Annotated in this window: 19 protein-coding genes and 1 pseudogene; 7 read left to right on the forward strand and 13 right to left on the reverse strand. The window is 44.2% G+C overall.

Annotation, left to right across the window (positions count from 1 at the left end; genetic code table 11):
• A pseudogene (locus ACP7AK_RS12885) lies at window positions 1–103 on the forward strand (IS5/IS1182 family transposase); the annotation flags it as partial.
• 75 nt (window positions 104–178) lie between these two features.
• Here ACP7AK_RS12885 and ACP7AK_RS12890 read toward each other — a convergent pair.
• Entirely contained in the window at window positions 179–616 is a 438-nt protein-coding gene (locus tag ACP7AK_RS12890) for a DUF2147 domain-containing protein (RefSeq protein WP_005105342.1), read from the reverse strand.
• Between the two features lie 156 nt (window positions 617–772).
• On the opposite strand from ACP7AK_RS12890, the gene ACP7AK_RS12895 reads away from it, so the two are divergent.
• On the forward strand, window positions 773–1684 hold the full coding sequence (locus tag ACP7AK_RS12895) for an alpha/beta hydrolase (RefSeq protein ID WP_425880057.1): 912 nt from the start codon (window positions 773–775) through the stop codon (window positions 1682–1684).
• 62 nt (window positions 1685–1746) lie between these two features.
• Here ACP7AK_RS12895 and ACP7AK_RS12900 read toward each other — a convergent pair whose 3' ends face one another.
• A complete protein-coding gene (locus ACP7AK_RS12900) occupies window positions 1747–2316 on the reverse strand; it encodes an FMN-dependent NADH-azoreductase (RefSeq protein WP_425880058.1) in 570 nt (189 codons plus the stop codon).
• Between the two features lie 340 nt (window positions 2317–2656).
• Here ACP7AK_RS12900 and ACP7AK_RS12905 point away from each other — a divergent pair, with 340 nt between their 5' ends.
• A complete protein-coding gene (locus ACP7AK_RS12905) occupies window positions 2657–3853 on the forward strand; it encodes a GGDEF domain-containing protein (RefSeq protein ID WP_425880059.1) in 1197 nt (398 codons plus the stop codon).
• A gap of 25 nt (window positions 3854–3878) precedes the next feature.
• On the opposite strand, the gene dsbD is transcribed toward ACP7AK_RS12905, so the two are convergent.
• The 4 genes from dsbD to ACP7AK_RS12925 form a co-directional block, all read right to left on the reverse strand.
• A complete protein-coding gene (gene dsbD / locus ACP7AK_RS12910; RefSeq protein ID WP_071850326.1) occupies window positions 3879–5720 on the reverse strand; it encodes a protein-disulfide reductase DsbD in 1842 nt (613 codons plus the stop codon).
• Window positions 5721–5739: 19 nt separating this feature from the next.
• Window positions 5740–6495 (reverse strand): transporter, encoded by a 756-nt coding sequence (locus ACP7AK_RS12915; RefSeq protein WP_425880060.1) that lies wholly within the window; start codon window positions 6493–6495, stop codon window positions 5740–5742.
• Between the two features lie 21 nt (window positions 6496–6516).
• Complete coding sequence (locus ACP7AK_RS12920; RefSeq protein WP_004647221.1) at window positions 6517–7059, reverse strand: hypothetical protein; 543 nt, start codon at window positions 7057–7059, stop codon at window positions 6517–6519.
• 127 nt (window positions 7060–7186) lie between these two features.
• Window positions 7187–7552, reverse strand: a complete 366-nt coding sequence (locus ACP7AK_RS12925) for an HPF/RaiA family ribosome-associated protein (protein WP_005261539.1) — start codon at window positions 7550–7552, stop codon at window positions 7187–7189.
• Between the two features lie 1007 nt (window positions 7553–8559).
• Between ACP7AK_RS12925 and ACP7AK_RS12930 the strand changes: the two genes are divergently transcribed.
• The 3 genes from ACP7AK_RS12930 (at window position 8560) to ACP7AK_RS12940 (ending at window position 10773) form a co-directional block, all read left to right on the forward strand.
• Window positions 8560–9285 carry an outer membrane protein OmpK gene (locus tag ACP7AK_RS12930; RefSeq protein WP_005105335.1) on the forward strand — a complete coding sequence of 242 codons (726 nt, stop codon included), beginning with the start codon at window positions 8560–8562 and terminating at the stop codon, window positions 9283–9285.
• Window positions 9286–9365: 80 nt separating this feature from the next.
• Complete coding sequence (locus tag ACP7AK_RS12935) at window positions 9366–9878, forward strand: GNAT family N-acetyltransferase (protein WP_314101404.1); 513 nt, start codon at window positions 9366–9368, stop codon at window positions 9876–9878.
• 172 nt (window positions 9879–10050) lie between these two features.
• Window positions 10051–10773, forward strand: a complete 723-nt coding sequence (locus ACP7AK_RS12940; RefSeq protein WP_425880061.1) for a hypothetical protein — start codon at window positions 10051–10053, stop codon at window positions 10771–10773.
• Window positions 10774–11174: 401 nt separating this feature from the next.
• On the opposite strand, the gene urtE is transcribed toward ACP7AK_RS12940, so the two are convergent.
• The 7 genes from urtE to ACP7AK_RS12975 all read right to left on the reverse strand — a co-directional run bounded on the left by urtE (window position 11175) and on the right by ACP7AK_RS12975 (window position 19618).
• Window positions 11175–11873, reverse strand: a complete 699-nt coding sequence (gene urtE, locus ACP7AK_RS12945) for an urea ABC transporter ATP-binding subunit UrtE (protein WP_004729117.1) — start codon at window positions 11871–11873, stop codon at window positions 11175–11177.
• A gap of 10 nt (window positions 11874–11883) precedes the next feature.
• Window positions 11884–12702, reverse strand: coding sequence for an urea ABC transporter ATP-binding protein UrtD (gene urtD, locus ACP7AK_RS12950; RefSeq protein WP_425880062.1), 819 nt, complete (start codon window positions 12700–12702; stop codon window positions 11884–11886).
• Window positions 12699–13772, reverse strand: coding sequence for an urea ABC transporter permease subunit UrtC (urtC, locus tag ACP7AK_RS12955; protein WP_425880063.1), 1074 nt, complete (start codon window positions 13770–13772; stop codon window positions 12699–12701). Before urtC ends, urtD begins: the two co-directional genes overlap by 4 nt.
• A gap of 4 nt (window positions 13773–13776) precedes the next feature.
• On the reverse strand, window positions 13777–15408 hold the full coding sequence (urtB, locus tag ACP7AK_RS12960; protein ID WP_425880064.1) for an urea ABC transporter permease subunit UrtB: 1632 nt from the start codon (window positions 15406–15408) through the stop codon (window positions 13777–13779).
• Between the two features lie 94 nt (window positions 15409–15502).
• The gene (urtA, locus tag ACP7AK_RS12965) at window positions 15503–16783 is read right to left on the reverse strand and encodes an urea ABC transporter substrate-binding protein (RefSeq protein ID WP_004729110.1); all 1281 of its coding nucleotides are present in this window, start codon (window positions 16781–16783) and stop codon (window positions 15503–15505) included.
• 359 nt (window positions 16784–17142) lie between these two features.
• Window positions 17143–19023: a DNA topoisomerase IV subunit B gene (parE, locus tag ACP7AK_RS12970; protein ID WP_004281275.1), complete on the reverse strand. Its 1881-nt coding sequence runs from the start codon at window positions 19021–19023 to the stop codon at window positions 17143–17145.
• A gap of 1 nt (window position 19024) precedes the next feature.
• Complete coding sequence (locus ACP7AK_RS12975; RefSeq protein ID WP_425880065.1) at window positions 19025–19618, reverse strand: YqiA/YcfP family alpha/beta fold hydrolase; 594 nt, start codon at window positions 19616–19618, stop codon at window positions 19025–19027.
• 246 nt (window positions 19619–19864) lie between these two features.
• On the opposite strand from ACP7AK_RS12975, the gene ACP7AK_RS12980 reads away from it, so the two are divergent.
• A complete protein-coding gene (locus ACP7AK_RS12980) occupies window positions 19865–21196 on the forward strand; it encodes a hypothetical protein (protein WP_425880066.1) in 1332 nt (443 codons plus the stop codon).
• Window positions 21197–21244: the final 48 nt, after the last annotated feature.

Genomic DNA, 21244 nt, shown 5'->3' on the forward strand with positions numbered 1-21244 from the left:
ATAGCTACTCGATATGACAAGCTCAAAAGAAATTATCAAAGTTCTGTTGCTTTAGCCTGTATATTTTTATGGCTACCTTTATAGGGTTAATTATGAACAGTAAATGTCAACAGACCCTAATAGTTATAAAAAAAAAGCCTGACATCGGTCAGGCTTTTGTATATCTGCTTAAAATAAATTAGTTGGCACGAATCCAGGTCTGGTTACGACCCAATGCCGCTACGCCGATAAAACCACGTAGCTCAAGCTTCTTGCCACCGTCTGCTAGCTGGCCTTTCAACTTATAGGTTTTACCAGATTGCGGATCCAGGATCGAACCGCTGTCATAGCTAGTCCCGCCAGCATTTTTTAGACCTTTAACAATGGTCAGGCCTTTCAGAGATTTGTTGTGATATGGACCTTCACATTTCTTGCAGGCATTTTCTTCACCTGGAGTTAACACAGACTGAATACTGGCTGACAAAGTGCCGTTCTTTTGTTCAGTGAATTTAACCATGGCCTTAGGCTGCTTGGTTTTATCATCAATGGTTTTCCATACCGTGCCATTTAAAGGATCCGCGGCATTAGCCAGTGCAGATAAGCCTAGTAGTCCTAACGTAAGCGCTATTTTTTTCATTTTTCTTCATTTCCTTAGTCTGAAAATAGACCCATGTAGTATTAAAAAGTCACAACAATTTTTCAATTTTTAGCTGTGACTATTTAGTGTAACCTTGTAAATATGGTTGGTAAATAATCTACACGATCAATAAAAGCACAAAAAGATGGAAGGAAGATGAAGATAAGCCCGCTAACGAAACAATTAATTACAGAAAGCTTTTTAAAAACGGCCATTCGTGCCCCGAGCAGATTCAGTCTTCCACCGAGTTCAATGCGCATTGCTCTGGAACAGATGTGCAAACTTTTCCCTCAGGATAAAACGGTAAAGATTCGCTCGCTCCGACTGGCCGGACTGCGCGCGGAAGAAATTAAGCCGCAGCAGGAATCGACCCAGCTGATTTTTCATATTCATGGCGGCGCATTTTACTTAGGTTCTTTAAATACCCATCGCGCCTTTATGACTCAAATTGCGGCTCGAACCCAGATGCAGGTACTGCATGTCGATTATCCGCTATCACCTGAATCTGCCTATCCAGAAGCATTAGAAGCCTTGTTTGATGTCTATAATCTGCTGCTGGATCAAGGTGTTCAGGCCAAAGATATTATTCTGTCCGGCGATTCTTGCGGTGCCAATCTGGCCTTGGCGCTGGCACTCAAAATACAGCAGGAAAGTCTGCCACAGGTCAGCGGTCTGATTCTGCTGTCTCCACTGCTGGATTTAACGTTGACCAGTGAATCTTTACGTTATAACCAGAAGCATGATGCCCTGCTGTCTCTGGAAACGGTTCAAACCGGGATTGAATATTATGTGCCGCGTTCGATTGATCGTGGTGATCCGGAAGTTTCTCCTTTTTTTGCCGATTTAACCGGTTTGCCACCGATTCATATTCAGGTAGGTTCCAAGGAAATTCTGCTGGATGATGCTAGCCGTTTTAAAGAAAAAGCGGAACAGACGGGTGTCGAGGTCGAATTTAAACTGTATACCGGCATGTGGCACAACTTCCAGATGTTCAGTGCCTGGTTCGATGAAGCCAAGCAGGCCCTGACCGATCTTGCAGAATTTGCCCATCGTCTGGACCGAGATTAACCATAATTCAATGCATAAAAAAGGTCAGCCGTAGCTGACCTTTGAAAAGAGGTTTTAGATTTTTAAATGGCCTGAACCTGCTGCAATGCAGTTTGCAATGCTTGGGCTTTAACCGCTTCGCCCATGTTCACCCCTTCAGCACGAATCACTTCGATATCATTCACGCCGGTAAAGTTAAATACGGTTTTCAGGAAAGCCTCCTGAAAATCAGCCGGACTTTGCTCGCCATACACACCACCACGGCTGCTGGCGATATACACTCTCTTATTGCCCGCCAAACCCACAGGACCTTGTTCGGTATATTTAAAGGTACGTCCCGCGACACAAATCCGGTCAATCCAGGCTTTTAAGGTCGATGGCAAACCGAAGTTATACATCGCTGCACCAATCACCACGATATCCGCCTGCAAATATTGCTCTAAAATTTCCTCGCCCAATCCCGTCTGTTCTGCATTCTGGCCCATTAAAATTTCGGCAGTAAGATGGGGAATAGGCTGTGCTGCCAGATCCAGGTACTCAACTTCAATGGCCTCAGCATATTTTTGCTGCAATTGTTCCACCACGGCCTGAGTCAACTGACGCGAAATAGAAGCATCTCCTAAAATACTGGAATCAATCTGTAAAACTTTCATGGCTTCGCTCTTTATCTTTGGTTGTTTCTAACAATGCAGCCATTTTAACGATTGACCATATTGAAATAATTAGCACAAATAAAACACATCATCCTGAATTTAGAACAAAACTGTATGCCTCTTAACCTCTTTAATTTTGATTAGAACCCTTTGGTATAGCCTAGATCACTTATGCTATAGGCAAAGAATGAGCAGATCAGATATCAACTAAATCACAAAAATGTTTTAAATATTGTTGTTTATCAAGCATTCAAACTTATATTATCTTGTGTAAATAAAGCTATAAATATCCAATAAGTCTTAAAAAATCTGCCATAACAATTAAAGTCAGACCGGGACCATGAAGCGAATATCGCCTGTATTAGAAAAAGTGCTAAGACACAGAATCAAGAAATATCTGGTCGAAGATGAAGTCGTGATGAACTGGCGTATCCTGAAGAAATGCATCCTGATGCTGACTTTGGGATGCGGTGTACATCTGACCTGGCTCGGCTGGGATCTCTTTGTTTTATTCAATCCTGAGTATTGGCAATATGTACAGATTGAACGGGTTCATTCACAAGTCGTGCTGAACGGCAGTTTTTTATTGATTTTAGCCTTACTGATTTATCCTTGTTATAAATTTCAGGGCAACCGTCTGGTGGAACGTTATCTACCCTATCTGGCAGTCGGCACCTTTGTGGTTTCGCTATGCCGGGATGCCTATATTGTCGGCGTGATCAGTCCGGTCGCTACCACCGCTTACGTCTGCTTAATTATGGTCGGTCTGGTGCTGTTTCATCGCACGCTGGTGTATAGCATGCTGATTCCTGCCTCCATTTTTCTGGGCGGATGTGCCTATTTAAGTTTCAGTCATCAATTACCTTATTCACCGCTCTTTAATATCGATGACAAGCTTTTTTATAATGGTTTCTGGCTGTTATCGATGCTGTATTTCATTTTGCCAATTCTGGCCGTCTGCATGGTGTTATTCGAGATTCTGCTCAGTCAATGGCGTCATCGCGAGCAGCTGATCAAACAGCTGAGTCAGATTGATCCGCTCACCAACCTGTTTAACCGCCGTAGTATCAACCAATGTCTGGATAAACTGAATGCCGCAGCCACTCCCAATTATGCTTTAGTGCTATTAGATCTGGATCATTTCAAGAAAATTAATGATCACTATGGCCATCATAAGGGCGATGAAACCTTAGTTGAAGTGAGTGCTGTACTGAACCAGCAATTGCGCGAAAGTGATGTGGTCGGCCGTTTTGGCGGGGAAGAATTTATTTTGGTGCTTAAAAATACCAGTCTGGAAAAAGCCGAGCAAGTGGCTGAACGCTGTCGCATCGCCATTCAGCAATTGCAGATTTTCAGTGATGAGGGTGAGCTGATTCCGGTGACCGCCAGTTTCGGGATTGCCATTTCTAGCGCGGAATTACGCCCGCAGCAGTTATTGAGTCAGGCCGATCAGGCGCTTTATCAGGCTAAAGCCGGTGGGCGTAATCTGGTCAAAGCCTATGCTGAACCGGTGCCAGCACAGATGCAGGTCTCTTAAACGGGTTCAGCTTTTTAAGACTAGATTATGGATTTTCACTTTGAGCCAGCGCTTGCAGTTGTGCCAGCAATTCTCCCTCGCTAAAGGCACCGGTCAAACGCAAGCCACGAATTTCCTGCTGCTGCGCATTCAAGAATAAATACGTTGGCGGTCCCAGAATTTCCCATTGGTTTAACAGTGCTTGATGAGAGGCATTATATTGGCTTAAATCCAGCTTGATCAGGAAATATGGCGCAAGCGCCTGCTGCACCGCTGCAGATTTTAAAATACGATGTTCGATCGGCTGACAGGCGACACACCAGTCGGCGTAGACATCAATAATGATCTTTTGCCCTTGTGGTGCCTTGTTCAAAATCTGCTGAAATTCTGCTGCACTACGTGCCACATGCCAGTTGACTTCTGTACTCACCTGCTCCACAAAAAACCGCTGACTATGCTGATATTGGCTATAAGCAATATAAGGTACAGCCAGTACCAGACACAGGATATACAGCCATCTTAGACTCGTGCGATGCCAGAAAATCCGGAACAGCACATAGGCTACGAAGGTCATACCCAAAGCTAAGGATAACCATTGTAAAGCGGCTTCTGAAATTAGCGGCCGAATAAAATACAGGGCCAATGCCAGCATGATAAAGGCAAAGAGCACTTTAATCTGATTCATCCAGTGCCCGGCTTTAGGCAGAATCCGTGCACCCAGAATACTGGCCAGTAATAAAGGCGTGCCCATCCCAAAACCCAGAGTAAACAGCAACAGAGCGCCCTGCCACTGACTTTGCGTCTGGGAAATAAATAACAATGCACCTGCCAGTGGTGCGGTCATGCATGGTCCTACCAGAAGTGCCGAGATCATGCCCATGACACCGGCACTGACCAGACTCCCTCCCTGCTGCATGGCCTGCGCCCGGTCCAGACGATGAACCAGACGTTGCGGCAGTTTGATTTCAAACAGGCCAAACAGATTCAGGGCAAACAGGACAAACAGGATGCTAAATGCGATCAGGGTTCCCGGTTGCTGCAACCAGCGCTGGAAGTTCAGACCAGCTGAAGACGCAATTAAGCCGAGTACCGCATAGACAGTAGCCATACTGCTGACAAAAGTCAGTGCAATCATCCAGGCTTTCAGGCCTTTACTGTCACGTACGATCAGCGAGGTCAGAATTGGCAGCATCGGCAAGGAACACGGGGTGAAAGCCAGTAAAATTCCCAAGCCGAAGAACAGTAAAAGCCCATAGCCCAAAGAGCGCTCAAGCAACTGGGCTGACCATTTCTGGTCTTGTGCTGCATAAGGTTCGGTTTGTGTGTTGGCTGATGCAGAGATTTCATCTGCTGTAGATTCTGAGGAATCCACTGTATTAAACAGGGTATTGTGTTGCAGTGATGAAGTATTCAGATCAAGTAAACGCTTTGCTCCTGATCCGGCAGCTTCGAATTGCACTAGACCGGACAAATCGGTCTTGAACTGAATGGTTTGTGGCGGATAACAGATCCGGTCTTTGGCACAGCCCTGCCAGCTGACCTGATAGGATTGCCCTGCCTGAGTCGGAATTTGAAACTTTAACTGCTGATAATAAACCTGGGTATGTCCATAGTTATCATCATATAAATCTTCAGCGGGTGGCAACTCAAACGACACCGGTTGGTTGCCCTGCCGGACTTCAATTTTATGCTGATACAGATAATAGTTGTCTGGAATCTGCCAACTCAGTTCAGCCTGCTGCTGACTGGTGGAGATCACGCTCACAGGAAAAGCCTGCTCGGCAGACAACAATGCAGTTTCCGCCTGAGCAGGACTGCTGAACAAGGTGCTTCCCAAAATAACCAGGGCAAGCATTTTCCCCCAGGTCGGGAACTGCGAGTATTTCATCATCTGTGAGTTGAATAACTTAGAACAGCACAGAGAAACCTAGGCCTGAGAAGTAACTTCGATCTGCACCATCCAGATCTACACCGACATTCGCATCCAATTGGACACGGTCGTTTAAGGCATACATAACCCCGGTACCGAGCGCGTATTGATTATCGACACTTTCAGCTTTACGGTAAATCAGTTCAGAATAACCTGACCAGCGATCAGTAATGCGGTAGCCTAGAGAAGGAATCGCAGACACTGCCCAGTTGCTGTCCTGCCATTCATAACGCATGGTCAATGCGGTACTGACCAAGTCATTATATTGATACGACACGACAGAACCCAAGCTGTAAATATCTTCTTCATTAGTGAAACCGGCATTGCCTGTTGCAATGATGGCTTCGGCCAGCAAAGCCATACTGAGTTTGTCATCATCCAAATCAATGGCCTTTTTCAGACCAATACTAACATCGCCCAGACCATCATCTTCTTCGGTCTGGCCATTGGATTTCACTTGGGTCCAGGTCGGGCCAGCCCAACCTAAACGCAATTCCAGATCATCACTGAGTCCGGTACGTAACAACATATCTGCACTGAGTGTGGTCGCGGTCTGATCGCCCGACTTGCTATAACGCGCTGTAGGCAACCCTTGCTCCCAAGCGACATTTCCGACTGGCGTAATTCCAGTACTGAGACCCTCACCTGGTCGATCAAATTCAAAATCTGCTGCGAAAAGCTGTGCACTATAACCGGCCAGTGCAATCAAACCCAAGGTTTTTAATGTTGTCATGTTGGAGCTCTTTATTAAAATTTAACTGAGTTCTTTGGTCATTTTTGCGCCATGCTTGCGAAGCAGTTCTAGCGTCTGTTTTTCTTCATCCAAGGCTTCTGACCAGTTGATTTCATCAAAATCACAATCAAAGAATAGATCACTAATTGAAGATAAAATAGTCATGCCATCTTCATCTTTGCTATTTGGATCGACTTTTTCATCCAGTAAACGCTGTACAGCTGGCGCGCATGCGGCACTTGCGGCATCCCAGAGTGGACCATAAATTTCTTCTGCATCCCACAAATGCAGATTCACTTTGGCCTGGATCAGTTCTTCCAGAATCTGTAAATGTACCGCCAAACGTGCCTGTTTCTCCTCTTCTGAAAGTGGTGTTCCGGCTTCATACAGCTCACACACTTCTTCCCACCATTTAAACAGGCCATCTGACCAGACCGAAATCACCGGGCCTTTGTCATGATCAATAAAATTCGGGTTGAGTCCATCTGCCAGCAGCTGTTTGACCTGGTCCAGATTTAATTCTTCGAGTGCTTGCACAAAAAGTTGTTGTTGCGCAGTTAACATGATGGAGCTCACTTTGATTCGTTTTCGACTATTATGCCGAATAAAGCAGGATTTGTTGTGCTTCTCATAACTATATTTTTGTTTAATACGAAAAAAGCCCCGCAGGGCTTTTTCAAATCGGTTCGGCTTAGTCTTCGATATCCGCAGTATCTGTGTCTGCTAGTTCGAGAGCACCAAGACGAACATTGTCTTTTTTCTCGATCACATGTTCCAGACTACGTTTTAGTCGGTCAATTGCACCATGGATCGCAGTATCGACATTATGGCCACGATGATTGACTACGACAGGTTTCAAGCCTGCAGGACGCGCTTCAATCATACAACGAATATCGTCATCGCCGCCTTTGGCGCCATTTTCATCACTAAGATGGACTGAAAAATGGGTAATACGTTCGCTGTGGCGCTGGAATTCTTGATTTAATTCTTCCCGTACATAAGTAATTAAACGATCACTATTCTGAATGTGGTTATCGGTACGAAGTTCAATATTCATATATTACCATCCTCAATCTTTGTAACTTTTGAGTGCAAAATTTTTTATCTTGGCACGTTTGTAGCTTGCTGTTTCGCATCGCATTTCACTTCTTCAAATGATTGGAATCACACCCTCCATTTTGAATGATGAACACATTTTTGAGTCTGCAGAATCGTGTCCTTATATCTTGAATATCGGCTGTATCTTGGAAATATGCAAGTGATATTTTGGTTTTTTAGCAAAAGAATAATCCATTGTGACAACTGCTTACTCAGCTCAAAAATACAGGATTTTTCAAACGGAAATTTCACAACCTTTCACATGATTTAATTTGAAATAATTTTTTAGCCAGACCGATAAATCGCTTAAATAACACTCGACCAGGAAACCTAAAAAAGGAGGAATTAAAAGTATTTTTTATCGAAATTAGCTCACTTTTACCTAATAATTTATCTTATAAGATCAGCGCCTAGTCAGCCTTACAGTCCTGAATAGATCATTTGCTTTATCATTATTTAGTTGCTTTTGCATAACCGGGAAAAATACTCTTTCGTCATTTTAAAATAACAACCTGCAAAATAATTTTTTATTGAAATATAAGACCGTTCAATCTCACTTGAAGAGGCTGAGAACAGGCTTATAAAACGACGGTCATTTGAGATTTTCAAACTAACCTCATTACACAAACAGAACAAAGCTGTTCAGCCTCAGGCCCAAATTAATTACTAAACAATCTGTATATCCCCCCCTATTTTTTACTGATTTTGTAAGTTAATCATCGTAAATTGAAGTGATTTTATATTTTTAGTTATACATTCAGTCTTTTAAGGCACTACATATTCAACTTTATTTAAAAAATAATAATTTAGAGAAGTATCAGCGAAAGGCAATGAAAACTGAGGAAGATGATCGTCTTCATTCAACTCATGGGGGCTGAAATATATTTAAGTCAGCGATCACTTTTAACTTTATTTTTACTTATTAATCTGTATGCTTATTCTGCTTTCTCGGGGGGATAGATTTAAATGAAATTTACACAACTTGCGGCACTTTGTGCATTGGCTTCAACTGCAGCATTTGCTCAAGCAAAACCAGTTTGGCAGGACTTTAGCGTTACAGGTCTTTATGGTGAAAACTATGAAGTTGTAGACGATCAGCAAACTACTTTAACTGTTGAATATGCTGCAAAAGTTAAATATGCAGATGTATTCTTCTTTATGGATCGTCTGCGCGGTGGCGATGATGTTAAAAGTACGTACTTTGAGTTATCACCACGTTTAAGCTTAAGCGAAGTTACAGGCCAAAAACTTGCCTTTGGTCCAGTGAAAGATGTGCTTATTTCAACAACGTGGGAAGGTTCAGATAATGCTGATAACTTCCTATATGGCGTGGGCTTTGACCTTGATATCCCATACTTTCAATATGCAAGCTTAAATCTTTATCGTGCAAACAATGAAAAAGTGTTTGGCAATAAAGACGATTATCAAATGACGCTTACCTATGGTGTGCCATTTAAACTGGGTGCTGAAGATTTTCTTGTAGATGGCTTCCTTGATTGGTCAACTGCTGAAAAAGACGCTCAAGCAAGCGAGTTAAACTGGACTACACAGTGGAAATGGAATGCGGGCAAACACATTTCTCCAGATACCCGTTTATACCTCGGTGTTGAACATTCAGTGTGGAACAATAAGTTTGGTCTTAAAAATCAAGATGAAAACAATGTCAGCGCACTTGTGAAATATCATTTCTAATTGATGTATGATCGAAAGCAGAACTCCGGTTCTGCTTTTTTTAAACTGTGATTTCAGCTCACCTCTACTAGAACAAGAATATGCCTGATTTTGATATTCGACCTGCGACCGAACATGATCTTGAAACCATCCTCAAGATTTATAATCAGGAAGTACTCTATGGTACTGCGACCTGGAACAGAACAGCCTTTGATTTGAACTATTTCAAAATCTGGTTTAAGCAGCTTAAAAATCAGAATTTCCCGGTTTTTGTGGTTGAAGATACGCGAAATCAGGTCATTGCTGGCTATGCCTGTTATGATCAGTTTCGCAGTATTCAGGGCTTTCAACAGACGGTCGAACATTCCATCTTTTTAAATCCGGATTATGCAGGGCAAGGTTTGGGTTCTCAATTATTGCAGTATTTAATTGAACAGGCTCAAGTACAGAAACTGCATATCATGGTCGCGGCGATTGATTCTGAAAACACTTCATCGATTCGTCTGCATGAAAAACTGGGTTTCGTTCAAACTGCCTATATGCCGCAAGTCGGACAGAAGTTTGGGCAATGGCGTGATTTGGTCCTCTTGCAACTGAATCTGGATCGAGCTTGATTCATTCTTAGTTTAAAGCTATTCCAGAACTGCTTTCTGGACACTCCTTTTCAGCTTTTTAATATTTGGCCATCACGATATTTTGTTGTTATCCAGTTTAATAAGCACAAGTTCTATTTACTTATACGAGCGGCTATGTTTTATTCAGCTCAAAATCATACTGAATAACACCATGTATAAATCTCTATTGTCTATTGGTCTTTTAAGTTTAAGTATGCTCACTTTTGCTGATTCAGACTTTGAAAAAGAGCTCCGTTCAGGCTGTAGCAAAGTGCAAAGCTATGCAAATAATGGCAAAAAATTCTACGACCAAAAACAATATCAAAAGGCCATAGCGCAATTTGAGCAACAAGCCGCATGGTCATCCTTTTGTGCGATGAATGTAGAAGACGGTGGTACAGCTTTTTCCGAACGCGATATCACCACGGCGTTTAATAATGTTGGCTTAAGTTATGCCAAGCTTGGAAAGCCGCAATGGGCACGCGCCTGGTTTTCCGTTTTTCCGAATACTAAAGCCAGCCAGTTCAATCTAAAACAGTTACCTGCACCAGAAAAACCGAAGAATTTTGCAGGAAAATATGTCCGCTATGCAGGTTTTGGTCAGTGGAATACGATGGAAGTTAAACCAGCTTCTAATGCCTACCAGATTGAGTTTAATGGACTCTATATGGGTTTACGCAGTCTGATTTATGGACCAAATATGGGAGAATTTTTAACCCGTATGTCGCTGAATAAAGCTCAGGCCAATTACAGCGTAGAAAATTGCAAAATTGATTTGAAATTTCAGTTTAACGCTCAAATTGGACAACAGATTGTAGTGAATAGCAACAATCCAATGTCTTGCGGTTTTGGCCATAATGTCTCGGCGGATGGCATGTATTTAAAGGTTGAGTGATTGCTGATTCAGCGATATCTTATTACCCTATAACAAACATAATATTCAAAATATTATAGGGAAAATATGGCTGATACGGGCAAAGCGATAGGCGGTGAATTTAGAACTGGACAATTTGGTATGTACTTCCTTTGGGATGAAAATACAGAAATCTAATCCCTCCATTATTCAAAAAAGAAAATTCCCCTCTCTCTTTAAGAGATGAGAAGCTCTGCTTCGTAAGAGGAGATTTAAAATCTAATCCCTCCAAACCTCCCTTTCTTACGCTTCGATATAAAGCAGTGCTTATATCTTGCTCAGGGAGGCTTTTTCCCTCTCCTTCTAGGAGAGGGTTAGGGAGAGGTAAATAAAGATAAGCCCTCACCCCCCACCTTCTCCCATAGGAGAAGGAGCTAAAAGCCTTAAATTGCCACCAACTCCCGAATGCCTTTCTCCGGCATTTCACTACCCACACCTTGCGCCACGACTTGGCCACGTGCCATCACGGTATATCCATCAGCAAGTTCTTCAGCAAAGTCATAAAACTGCTCAACCAGCACAATCGCCATCTCACCACCATCCGCCAGTTTACGAATGACCCGGCCAATGTCTTTAATAATGGATGGCTGAATACCTTCAGTCGGTTCATCCAAAATCAGCACACGCGGTTCAGAAGCAAGTGCTCGTGCAATGGCAAGCTGCTGCTGCTGACCACCAGACAAATCTCCGCCACGGCGATGCTTCATTTCATCCAACACAGGGAAAATTTCATAGAGATGCTCAGGCACTTTGCGTGTCTTTGCGCCTTTAAATTTCGCCATACCAATGAGGATGTTTTCCTCCACGGTTAAAGTTGAAAAAATATCTCGACCTTGGGGCACATAAGCCAGACCTGCACGGACACGCTGTTCAGGACTGAGTTTCGAAATGTCCTTGCCATCCAACAAAATCTGTCCGGATTTAATCGGTAAAATACCCATCAGACATTTAAGGAGCGTGGTTTTCCCCACCCCATTGCGTCCAAGCACCACCGAACATTCACCCACAGGTGCAGTCAATGACACATCACGTAAAATATGACTGCCACCATAAAATTGATTGACGTCTTTGACTTCTAACATCGCAAGCTCCTTAACGCCCTAAATACTTTTCAATGACATCTTCATTGGCTTGTACTTCTGCCAATGTGCCTTCTGCCAAAATTGCCCCTTGCGCCAGTACCGTGACTTTTTCACTAATGGTGTCAATGAAGCTCATGTCATGCTCGACCACAACGAGGGTGTGATTTTTCTTGAGTTCTAAACACAGCTCCGCCGTGCGTTCGGTTTCGGCATCGGTCATGCCTGCTACAGGTTCATCAAGCAAAATCAGTTTTGGACGTTGCATCAGCAACATACCGATTTCTAACCATTGCTTTTGACCATGTGACAGCAAGCCAGCAGGTTTATTAATGAACTCTTGCAGACGAATTTGAGTGAGGGATTCATCCAAGGCATTTTGTGCATCCGGATCAAGCTTGCTAAAGAGGCTTTTTTTCACACGTTTGTCTTTGGGTGCTGCTAGAAGCAGATTTTCCATGACGGTGAAATTTTCAAACACCGTCGGTTTTTGGAACTTACGCCCAATGCCTGCTTCGGCAATTTGTTCAGTGCTCATTTTGGCTAAATCGTAGTTTTGCCCAAAAAATGCTGTGCCTTCGGTTGGTCGCGTTTTACCGGTAATCACATCCATGAGGGTGGTTTTACCTGCCCCGTTCGGCCCGATGATGCAGCGTAATTCCCCTTCTTCAATGTAGAGCGACAAATCATTTAAGGCACGAAAAGCATCAAACCAGACGCTTACTTTTTCCAGATATAGCGCTATGCCGTGAGTAAAGTCTGCGCCTTGTTCTTTTGGACGACCATAGCCTTCAGAAGCATGACCACCATGCGGTTGTAGGATTTCGCTCATTCGCTACGCTCCTTTTTAAAACGGTCAAACAGACCAATAATGCCTTTTGGCAGGAAGATGGTCACTACAATAAATAACGTACCCAAAATCAACAGCCATGCTTCAGGATAAGCCGAAGTAAAATAGGTTTTTACTCCATTGATTAAGCCTGCCCCAATCAATGGACCAATCAGCGTGCCACGACCACCCGCTGCCACCCACACCGCCATTTCAATCGAGTTCACCGGGTTCATTTCACTTGGGTTAATAATGCCGGCTTGTGGCACATACAGTGCCCCTGCAATGCCTGCAATCACCGCAGATAGCACCCATGCCGAGAGCTTGTACCACAAGGTACGGTAGCCCAAATATTGCAGACGGTTTTCGCTGTCACGAATTGCACCGAGTACACGGCCATACGGTTTATTCATCAAATGACGTAAACCAATAAAGCACAGCAACAATACCAAAGCGGTGATAAAGCACAAACTTGCCCGCATCGATGCCGAGGTAATGTCCATACCTAAAATAGTTTTAAAACCGGTAAAGCCGTTGTTGCCACCAAAGCCGGTTTCATTACGGAAGAAAAGTAATGCAGCAGCAAAAGTCATAGCTTGGGTAATAATCGAGAAATACACGCCCTTAATTTTCGAGCGAAAAGCAAAGAAACCAAAAATAAAGGCAATGATGCCCGGTACTAACACCACAAGGGCAAGTGACCAAAGGAAGTATTCAGTCCCCACCCAAAACCATGGCACTTCCGTCCAACTCAGGAAGCGCATAAAGTCAGGAATACCATCCCCTGCAGACTGGCGCATCAGGTACATGCCAAAGGCATAACCGCCAAGGGCAAAGTACAAACCATGCCCCAAACTTAAAATGCCGGCATAACCCCACACTAAATCGAGTGCCAAAGCGACCAAGGCCAAGCACATGATTTTGCCAATCAGGGTGACCCAATACGCAGATAAATGCAGGGTTGAATCGGCAGGTAACAGGTGTAACCATGGCAATGCCAATAAAATGGCAAAGCACACGGCAATCGCAATGCCACTATGCGGTTTGTCGGATAATAATTGTGTGATCTTCATGTGCTTACTCCACAAAACGGCCTTTGATGGCAAACAAACCTTGTGGACGTTTCTGAATAAACAAAATCACAAGCACCAAGAGAATAATTTTTGCCAGTACCGCACCAATGCCAATTTCCAAGGCTGTACCGCTAATACCCAGACCAAGCGCTGCAAGGACTGCACCCCACACCTGACCTACACCACCGACTACTACAACCAAGAAGGCATCAATAATATAGTTTTGCCCTAAATCCGGCCCGACGTTACCGACTTGTGCCAAAGCACATCCGGCTAGTCCTGCAAGACCTGAACCTAAACCAAAGGCCATCATGTCGATACGGCTTGAACGAATACCGACTGCTCGCGCCATTTGACGGTTTTGCGTCACCGCACGTACAAACAAGCCAAAACGGGTTTTATTCAGTAGGTAAACCAACAACAAAAGCACTGCAATAGTAAAGACAATAATCGCAATACGGTTATAGGGCAGCATCAAGCTTGGAGTAATCGAGATCCCGCCTGACAGCCAGGAAATGTTAGAAACTTCGACATTTTGCGCACCAAAAGTCATGCGTACCAATTGCATCAGAATCAGGCTGACCCCAAAGGTTGCAAGCAAGGTTTCAAGTTGACGACCGTATAATGGACGAATCACGGTACGTTCAATCAACATACCGATCAGTCCACTCACCAAGAATGCCGCAGGAATAGCGGCGATTAAGTACCACTCGACATAGCTACCCAAATAGCTTTTAAACAGACTTTGCACCACATAAGTAGTATAGGCGCCAATCATAATGAGCTCACCATGCGCCATATTGATGACACCGAGCAAACCATAAGTAATGGCTAAACCGAGTGCTGCAAGCAGTAAAATACTCGCAGTACTCAGCCCTGAAAATAAATGCCCAGTCCATTCACTGGCTTGAATCCGGGTTTTAATACTGCTTTTCGCTTCAAGCAAAGCCGCTTTCAGCTCAGAATGGATATTCGGCTGTGTCAGCTCATTGTCGATCATCGCCAAGACATCGGGACGATTGGAGTCTTGCAAGGCTTTCGCCGCTTGAATTTTAACTAAGACATCTGCATCTTGATAATCCAGACGCGCTTTAAGCTGGGCCAAACGGGCTTTGACTTTGTTATTTTGTTCGTTCAAATACAGGGCATTGATGTGAGCAACATTCAGCTCTGCCAAGTTGCTTTCATAAATATCAATCGCTTCTAAACGCTCGGAAGCATCTTCAGATTTGAGTTTTCTTTGTGCCAAACCAAAGTTGAGCGCTTTACGCAAGGTATTCACCAAAGTCACTTGTGATAAGTCACTCGGCCAATCTGCAACGATGCCTAGACTCGGATAGCTGAGTAATTTTTCGTCCGATTCTAAAATATAGGTTTGACCATTAGCCCCACTATAAAGCTGCTCGTTTTCAACATATTCTGCAAGCTGATCTAACTGCTCAATACTGCCCGGCCATTGCTTCAGTAAAGCACGGCGCTGGGCAAAATCACCTTGCACAAATTGCTGGATTGCATCTTGTTGTATTGCTGCAGTCAATGCAGTGCTATTTGAGGATTGTTCTGCTGATACCAGTTGTACACAAATAACCTGTACAAATACCAGAAAAATAGCGGCGATATTCACGCGAATATTCATTATATTCACCCCTATTCCATTGGAAATTTTCCGTGGAGAGTAAGAAAAAAATCAGAGGACACCTGCCACGGCTGTGGCAGGCAAAAGATAGCTGTTATTTCGGAATGTACGGGCTCCAAGGCTGTGCCTGGATGGCTTGTGGCGTTTTATAGACCACATCAAACTGTCCATCGCCACGAATCTGACCAATCATGACTGGCTTGTGTAAGTGGTGATTCGTCGCATCCATTTTTAAGGTATAGCCCGATGGGGCTTTGAATTCCTGACCTGCCATCGCTTCACGGACTTTATCGACCTCTGTAGAACCTGCTTTTTCAACGGCTTGCTTCCACATGTTAATCCCGACATAAGTTGCTTCCATTGGGTCATTGGTCACGAGCTTGTCTGCATTCGGCAGTTTGAATTCCACTGCATACTGCTTCATTTTGTTGGTAAATTCTGTATTGACCGGATTCTTCACTGACATGAAATAGTTCCATGACGCCAAATGACCGACCAATGGCTTGGTGTCAATACCACGCAGTTCTTCTTCACCCACCGAGAACGCCATGACGGGAATATCAGAGGCTTTAATGCCCTGATTACCCAATTCACGATAGAACGGCACATTCGAGTCGCCATTGATGGTCGAGATCACCGCAGTCTTTTTACCAGCTGCGAATTTTTTCACATTGCCGACAATGGTTTGATAGTTGCTATGACCAAATGGCGTGTACTCTTCCATGATGTCCGCATCAGCCACGCCTTTAGACTTTAAAAAAGCACGTAAAATCTGGTTGGTGGTACGTGGGTAAACATAGTCTGTACCGAGCAGAACAAAACGCTCCGCTTTACCGCCCTCTTCACTCATCAAGTATTCCACGGCTGGAATGGCTTGCTGGTTAGGCGCAGCACCAGTATAAAAAATATTTTTGGATTGTTCCTGGCCTTCGTACTGTACGGGATAGAACAATAAGCCATTCAGCTCTTCAACCACTGGTAAGACAGATTTACGTGACACCGACGTCCATGCACCGAAAATTACCGCGACTTTGTCTTGGGTAATCAGCTGACGTGCTTGCTCTGCAAACAGTGGCCAGTCAGATGCTGGATCGACCACCACAGGTTCCAGTTTTTTACCCAGTACCCCACCATTATCATTGATTTCCTTAATCGCCATTAAGGCCGTATCTTTCAGTGAGGTCTCAGAAATTGCCATCGTGCCTGACAATGAATGCAGGATCCCGACTTTAATCGTGTCGCCGCTGTCTGCGACTTTGCTTTCTGCGCCCGGGGCTTCTGCTTTTTCAGCAGATTTTGAACACCCCGTTAATGCAACAGCCCCTGCCATGGTTGCGGCTAAAATACTTTTTGAAAATAAATTGCGTTGGAACATCAGATTTTTCTCCAAACTTTATAATGGTGCATTTTTCATGCTTGTCTTGTTGTACATCTGGATGGAGTGATTCAATTTCTGTGCCAAGGCTTCAAAAAATAAAAAAATTCACTTTAACTGATCTCATTATTTGTATTATGAATCATGTATTTAGTCATACTAAAAAGACTTAAAGCCCTATTGCAATGTAGAACTCAGACTCAACTTTAAATAAGTTGCATAAAGACCAATCAAAATATGCCAAAACTAAGATAGAAGATGATGTACAAATAAAGTGCAGCACCTTGAATATTTTTTGCACTGTTTTAAAACAAAAAATCCCGCGCTTGCGGGATTTTTTACTGCTTAAATTCGATAGTTTAAACCACCAAATCTGCCAGATTACCTTTTTGCTCCAACCAGTCTTTGCGGTCACTGGCACGCTTTTTCGCCAAAAGTTTATCCAGTAACCCTGCGGTATGATGAGCATCATCCAGATCCAGTTGCACCAGACGACGCGTGTTTGGATCAAGCGTGGTTTCACGTAACTGACTGGCATTCATCTCGCCCAGACCCTTGAATCGGGTGATTTGCGGATTCTTGGTTTTGCATTTTTTCAGGATGCTATTCAGCTCATCTTCATCCAAAGCGTAGTGCACATCTTTATTGTCATCAATACGGAATAATGGCGGCATCGCTACAAATAAATGCCCTTCCTCGACCAGTGTAGGAAAATGCTTTACAAACAAGGCACACAGCAAAGTCGCGATATGCAAACCATCCGAGTCGGCATCCGCCAGGATACAGACCTTGCCATAACGCAGTTCAGACAAGTCATCCGAACCCGGATCAACGCCAATGGCAATCGCAATATTGTGTACTTCCTGCGATGCTAGAACTTCGTCAGAAGAGACTTCCCAAGTATTCAGGATTTTTCCACGAATTGGCATAATCGCCTGGAAGTTCTTATCACGCGCCTGCTTGGCCGAACCACCCGCAGAATCCCCTTCCACAATAAACAGTTCTGACTGATCCAGATCATGGCCTACACAGTCCGACAGTTTCCCCGGCAAGGTTGGACCCGCGACAATTTTCTTACGTTCTACTTTTTTCGCTGCTTTGAGACGGCGACCGGCTTTGGAAATGGCCATTTCTGCCAGTTGCATGGCGATGTCAGAATTCTGGTTCAACCATAATGCAAAGGCATCTTTGGCAATATTCTGCACAATTCCAGCTGCTTCACGGCTCGATAGACGTTCTTTAGTCTGACCTGAGAATTGCGGCTCCTGAAATTTCAGCGACAGGATATAATTGACGCCGTCCCAGACATCTTCGGCAGAGAGTTTCATATTCCGCGGCAGCAAATTACGCAGTTCACAGAATTCACGCATCGCATCGGTGACGCCTGAACGCAGACCATTCACATGCGTTCCGCCTTGTGCGGTCGGAATCAGGTTGACATAAGATTCCTGGACGCTTTCACCCCCTTCGACATTCCAGCAAATTGCAAATTCTGCGCTGGCACGTTCCGCATCGCCTGTGGCAACAAACGCCGGTGCCGGAATAATTTCACGGTCTTCCAGCTCGTCCATCAAATAATCAACCAGACCATTTTCAAACTGCCAGGTAATCTTTTCATCATTGATCTGATCAACATAATTGATCTGTAAACCCGCCGCCAAAACAGCTTTGGCTTTGAGATTATGTTTTAACGCTTTTAAGGCAAATTTAGGCGAATCAAAATATTTGGCTTCAGGCCAGAATTGTACCGTAGTTCCTGATACCCGTTTCGGTGCCTTACCTGCCAGCACTTCAAGCGGTGCAACCGGTTCGCCATTTTCAAAGGCCATTTTATACAGATTGCCCTGACGCTGAACTTCAACCTCTACCCGGGTCGAAAGCGCATTGACCACTGAAATCCCGACGCCATGCAAACCACCGGAAAACTGGTAGTTATCGGTGCTGAACTTACCGCCGGCATGCAGTTTGGTCATGATAATTTCAATACCGCTCTGGCCGTATTCAGGGTGAATATCCACCGGCATCCCACGGCCATTGTCTTCGACTGATAAAGAACCATCTTTATAGACCGTGACGGTAATCTTGTTGGCATGTCCTGCCAGTGCCTCATCGACAGCATTATCAATCACTTCCTGTGCCAAATGGTTGGGACGAGAAGTATCGGTATACATGCCCGGACGACGACGGACCGGATCCAGACCAGATAAAACTTCAAGAGATTGAGCCGTATATTGAGACACGTTATTCGGTTTCCTTTTTTATGCAGTCCAATAAAAACTGTAAGACGAACGGAATTTTTTCCGCAAAATCATCCATCCCGTGACTGCCATGCGCTTCAGTCATCAGTATTGCAGGGGGATGCGCAGCACTATAATAACGATGTGCTTCACGATAATCCAAAACTTCATCACCTTGTTGCAGCAGAACCAGTATTTTGTCTGCATCTTGTGCAACAGGCAGGGCCAATTGCTGGAGTTGTACCAGATCTGCTTCATCCAGACACCATTTCGGATGAACCTGATAAGGCAGTTGCTCATCAAATAGTTCAAGAAACAGTTGCCATGGTCGCATTGCCGGATTGATCAGTACAGCAGGCACAGCATGCTGTGCGACCAGATGTGTCGCATAAAATCCGCCGAGACTGCTGCCCAGTAACGCCACATCATGCATCGATTCAATCAGGCCAGAAACATACGCAATGGCAGCGTTCGGTGACATGTTTAAATCGGGTAAATGTACCTGAATTTCAGGATACTTTGCACAGTAATGTTGCAGCAATTTCCCCTTGATCGAGTTCGAATTACTCTTAAAACCATGCAAATAAATGATATTCATGAACTACCAACAAAAAACCCATCAATCATCAAAATTTAATTTAAATAATGTGAAGTACACTACGTTATAAGACCAGTTAATTGCTTAAATTGTCTGACAAAAAAGCTCAAAATCTTCTCTCATTCTCGTTATTTTAAGCTGAGGCCCTCAAAATCAGGAAACTCAACAAGAAAAAGAATTTATACCGCGAAGTTCTTTAAAAAGAAAGATGGCACCACATGCGGCTCATTGAAAGGACAGGATCAGATGCCAAGTTTGACACCGTTACATGAAACCTATTGTCGATGGGATCGAACCCCGCCGAGTCAGGCCGATGTACTGGAAGGTCTGGCGCAGCTGGTAACGATGCGCTTTAACGATGTGATCCAGGAGCTGATCAAGAGTATTCAACGCGAAATTTTAATGAGTATTTTCGGTTTAAGTGAAAATAATTCAGAAAAAATTCAGAATATTCCTTCAATCGTGCGGCTCTATCAAATGTCTTATGACATGCTGTTTCATTACGGCAATACCCTGATTGCCCCTGCTTTGCGCCAGATTATTGAACGCTTTCCTAAACTGCATAATAAACCGCTGACACCTTCCTTGCATTTCCTGGTCAGTGTCTTAAATGGCATTATCGGGGATTATCTGCTGAAATATCAGAATCCTCTGGCCTTGCCGATGGTGATCTATGACTATTATGGCTCGCTGCAAAAAGGTGAGCTAAGCGGTCGTATTACTTTGTTTGTACATGGCTTATGCATGAACCATTTAGACTGGTCAAATCGCAAATATGAGGGCATTGGGGCAAAATTACTGGCGCAGCGTGACCGCAATACCATGCTCTATCTGAATTACAATACTGGACGCCGGATTTCTGCCAATGGTCGAAGTCTGGCGAATACCTTACAGGATCTGATTGCTCGCAATCCGAGAATTACCAGTATTGACCTGATCGGGCATAGCATGGGTGGTCTGGTCTCTCGTAGTGCGCTGTTTTATGGCAAGCAGAATGTCTATAGCTGGGTCAATATGGTGGAAAATCTGGTCTGTCTGGGTTCACCGCATCATGGTGCAGTACTGGAACGTTTTGGCTTTAGCTTGCAGGACAAACTTGGACATTTTCCACTGATCCGGCTGCTTGGCCATCTGGTCAATATTCGCAGTAACGGTATTCTGGATTTGCGCCATGGCAGCGTCCGGGATGATGACTGGGAGCATAATCCACTTCGGATCGGCTTTATGGATGATCACCGTAAACCTGCCCCGATTCCCTCTCATATCGACACCTATCTGGTCGCCGGCACCATCGAGTTTGAAAACCGCAAGAACAAGACCCTGCATGTGATTGGTGATTATCTGGTGAGTATTAAAAGTGCTTTGGGCGAGCATCCCAATCCGCGTTTCCAGCTCAAAGTCCCGGATGCACACAAGGCGATTTTTTATGGCCTGAACCATTTTGAAATTCAATATCATCCACTGGTGGCGGAACAGGTGGCGCGCTGGTTCTATCCAAGTGTAGAAGATAAGGCCTTTGATCAGATTCGTGAATATATGACGGATCTGGACAGTCTGGAAGGTATTGCCCTGACTTAACTCTCCGTACATTAAAAAGCCCTCCATTGAGGGCTTTTTAATAGGAAC

The organism is Acinetobacter sp. TWP2-2-3, assembly GCF_049896445.1.
Taxonomy (GTDB): Bacteria; Pseudomonadota; Gammaproteobacteria; order Pseudomonadales; family Moraxellaceae; genus Acinetobacter.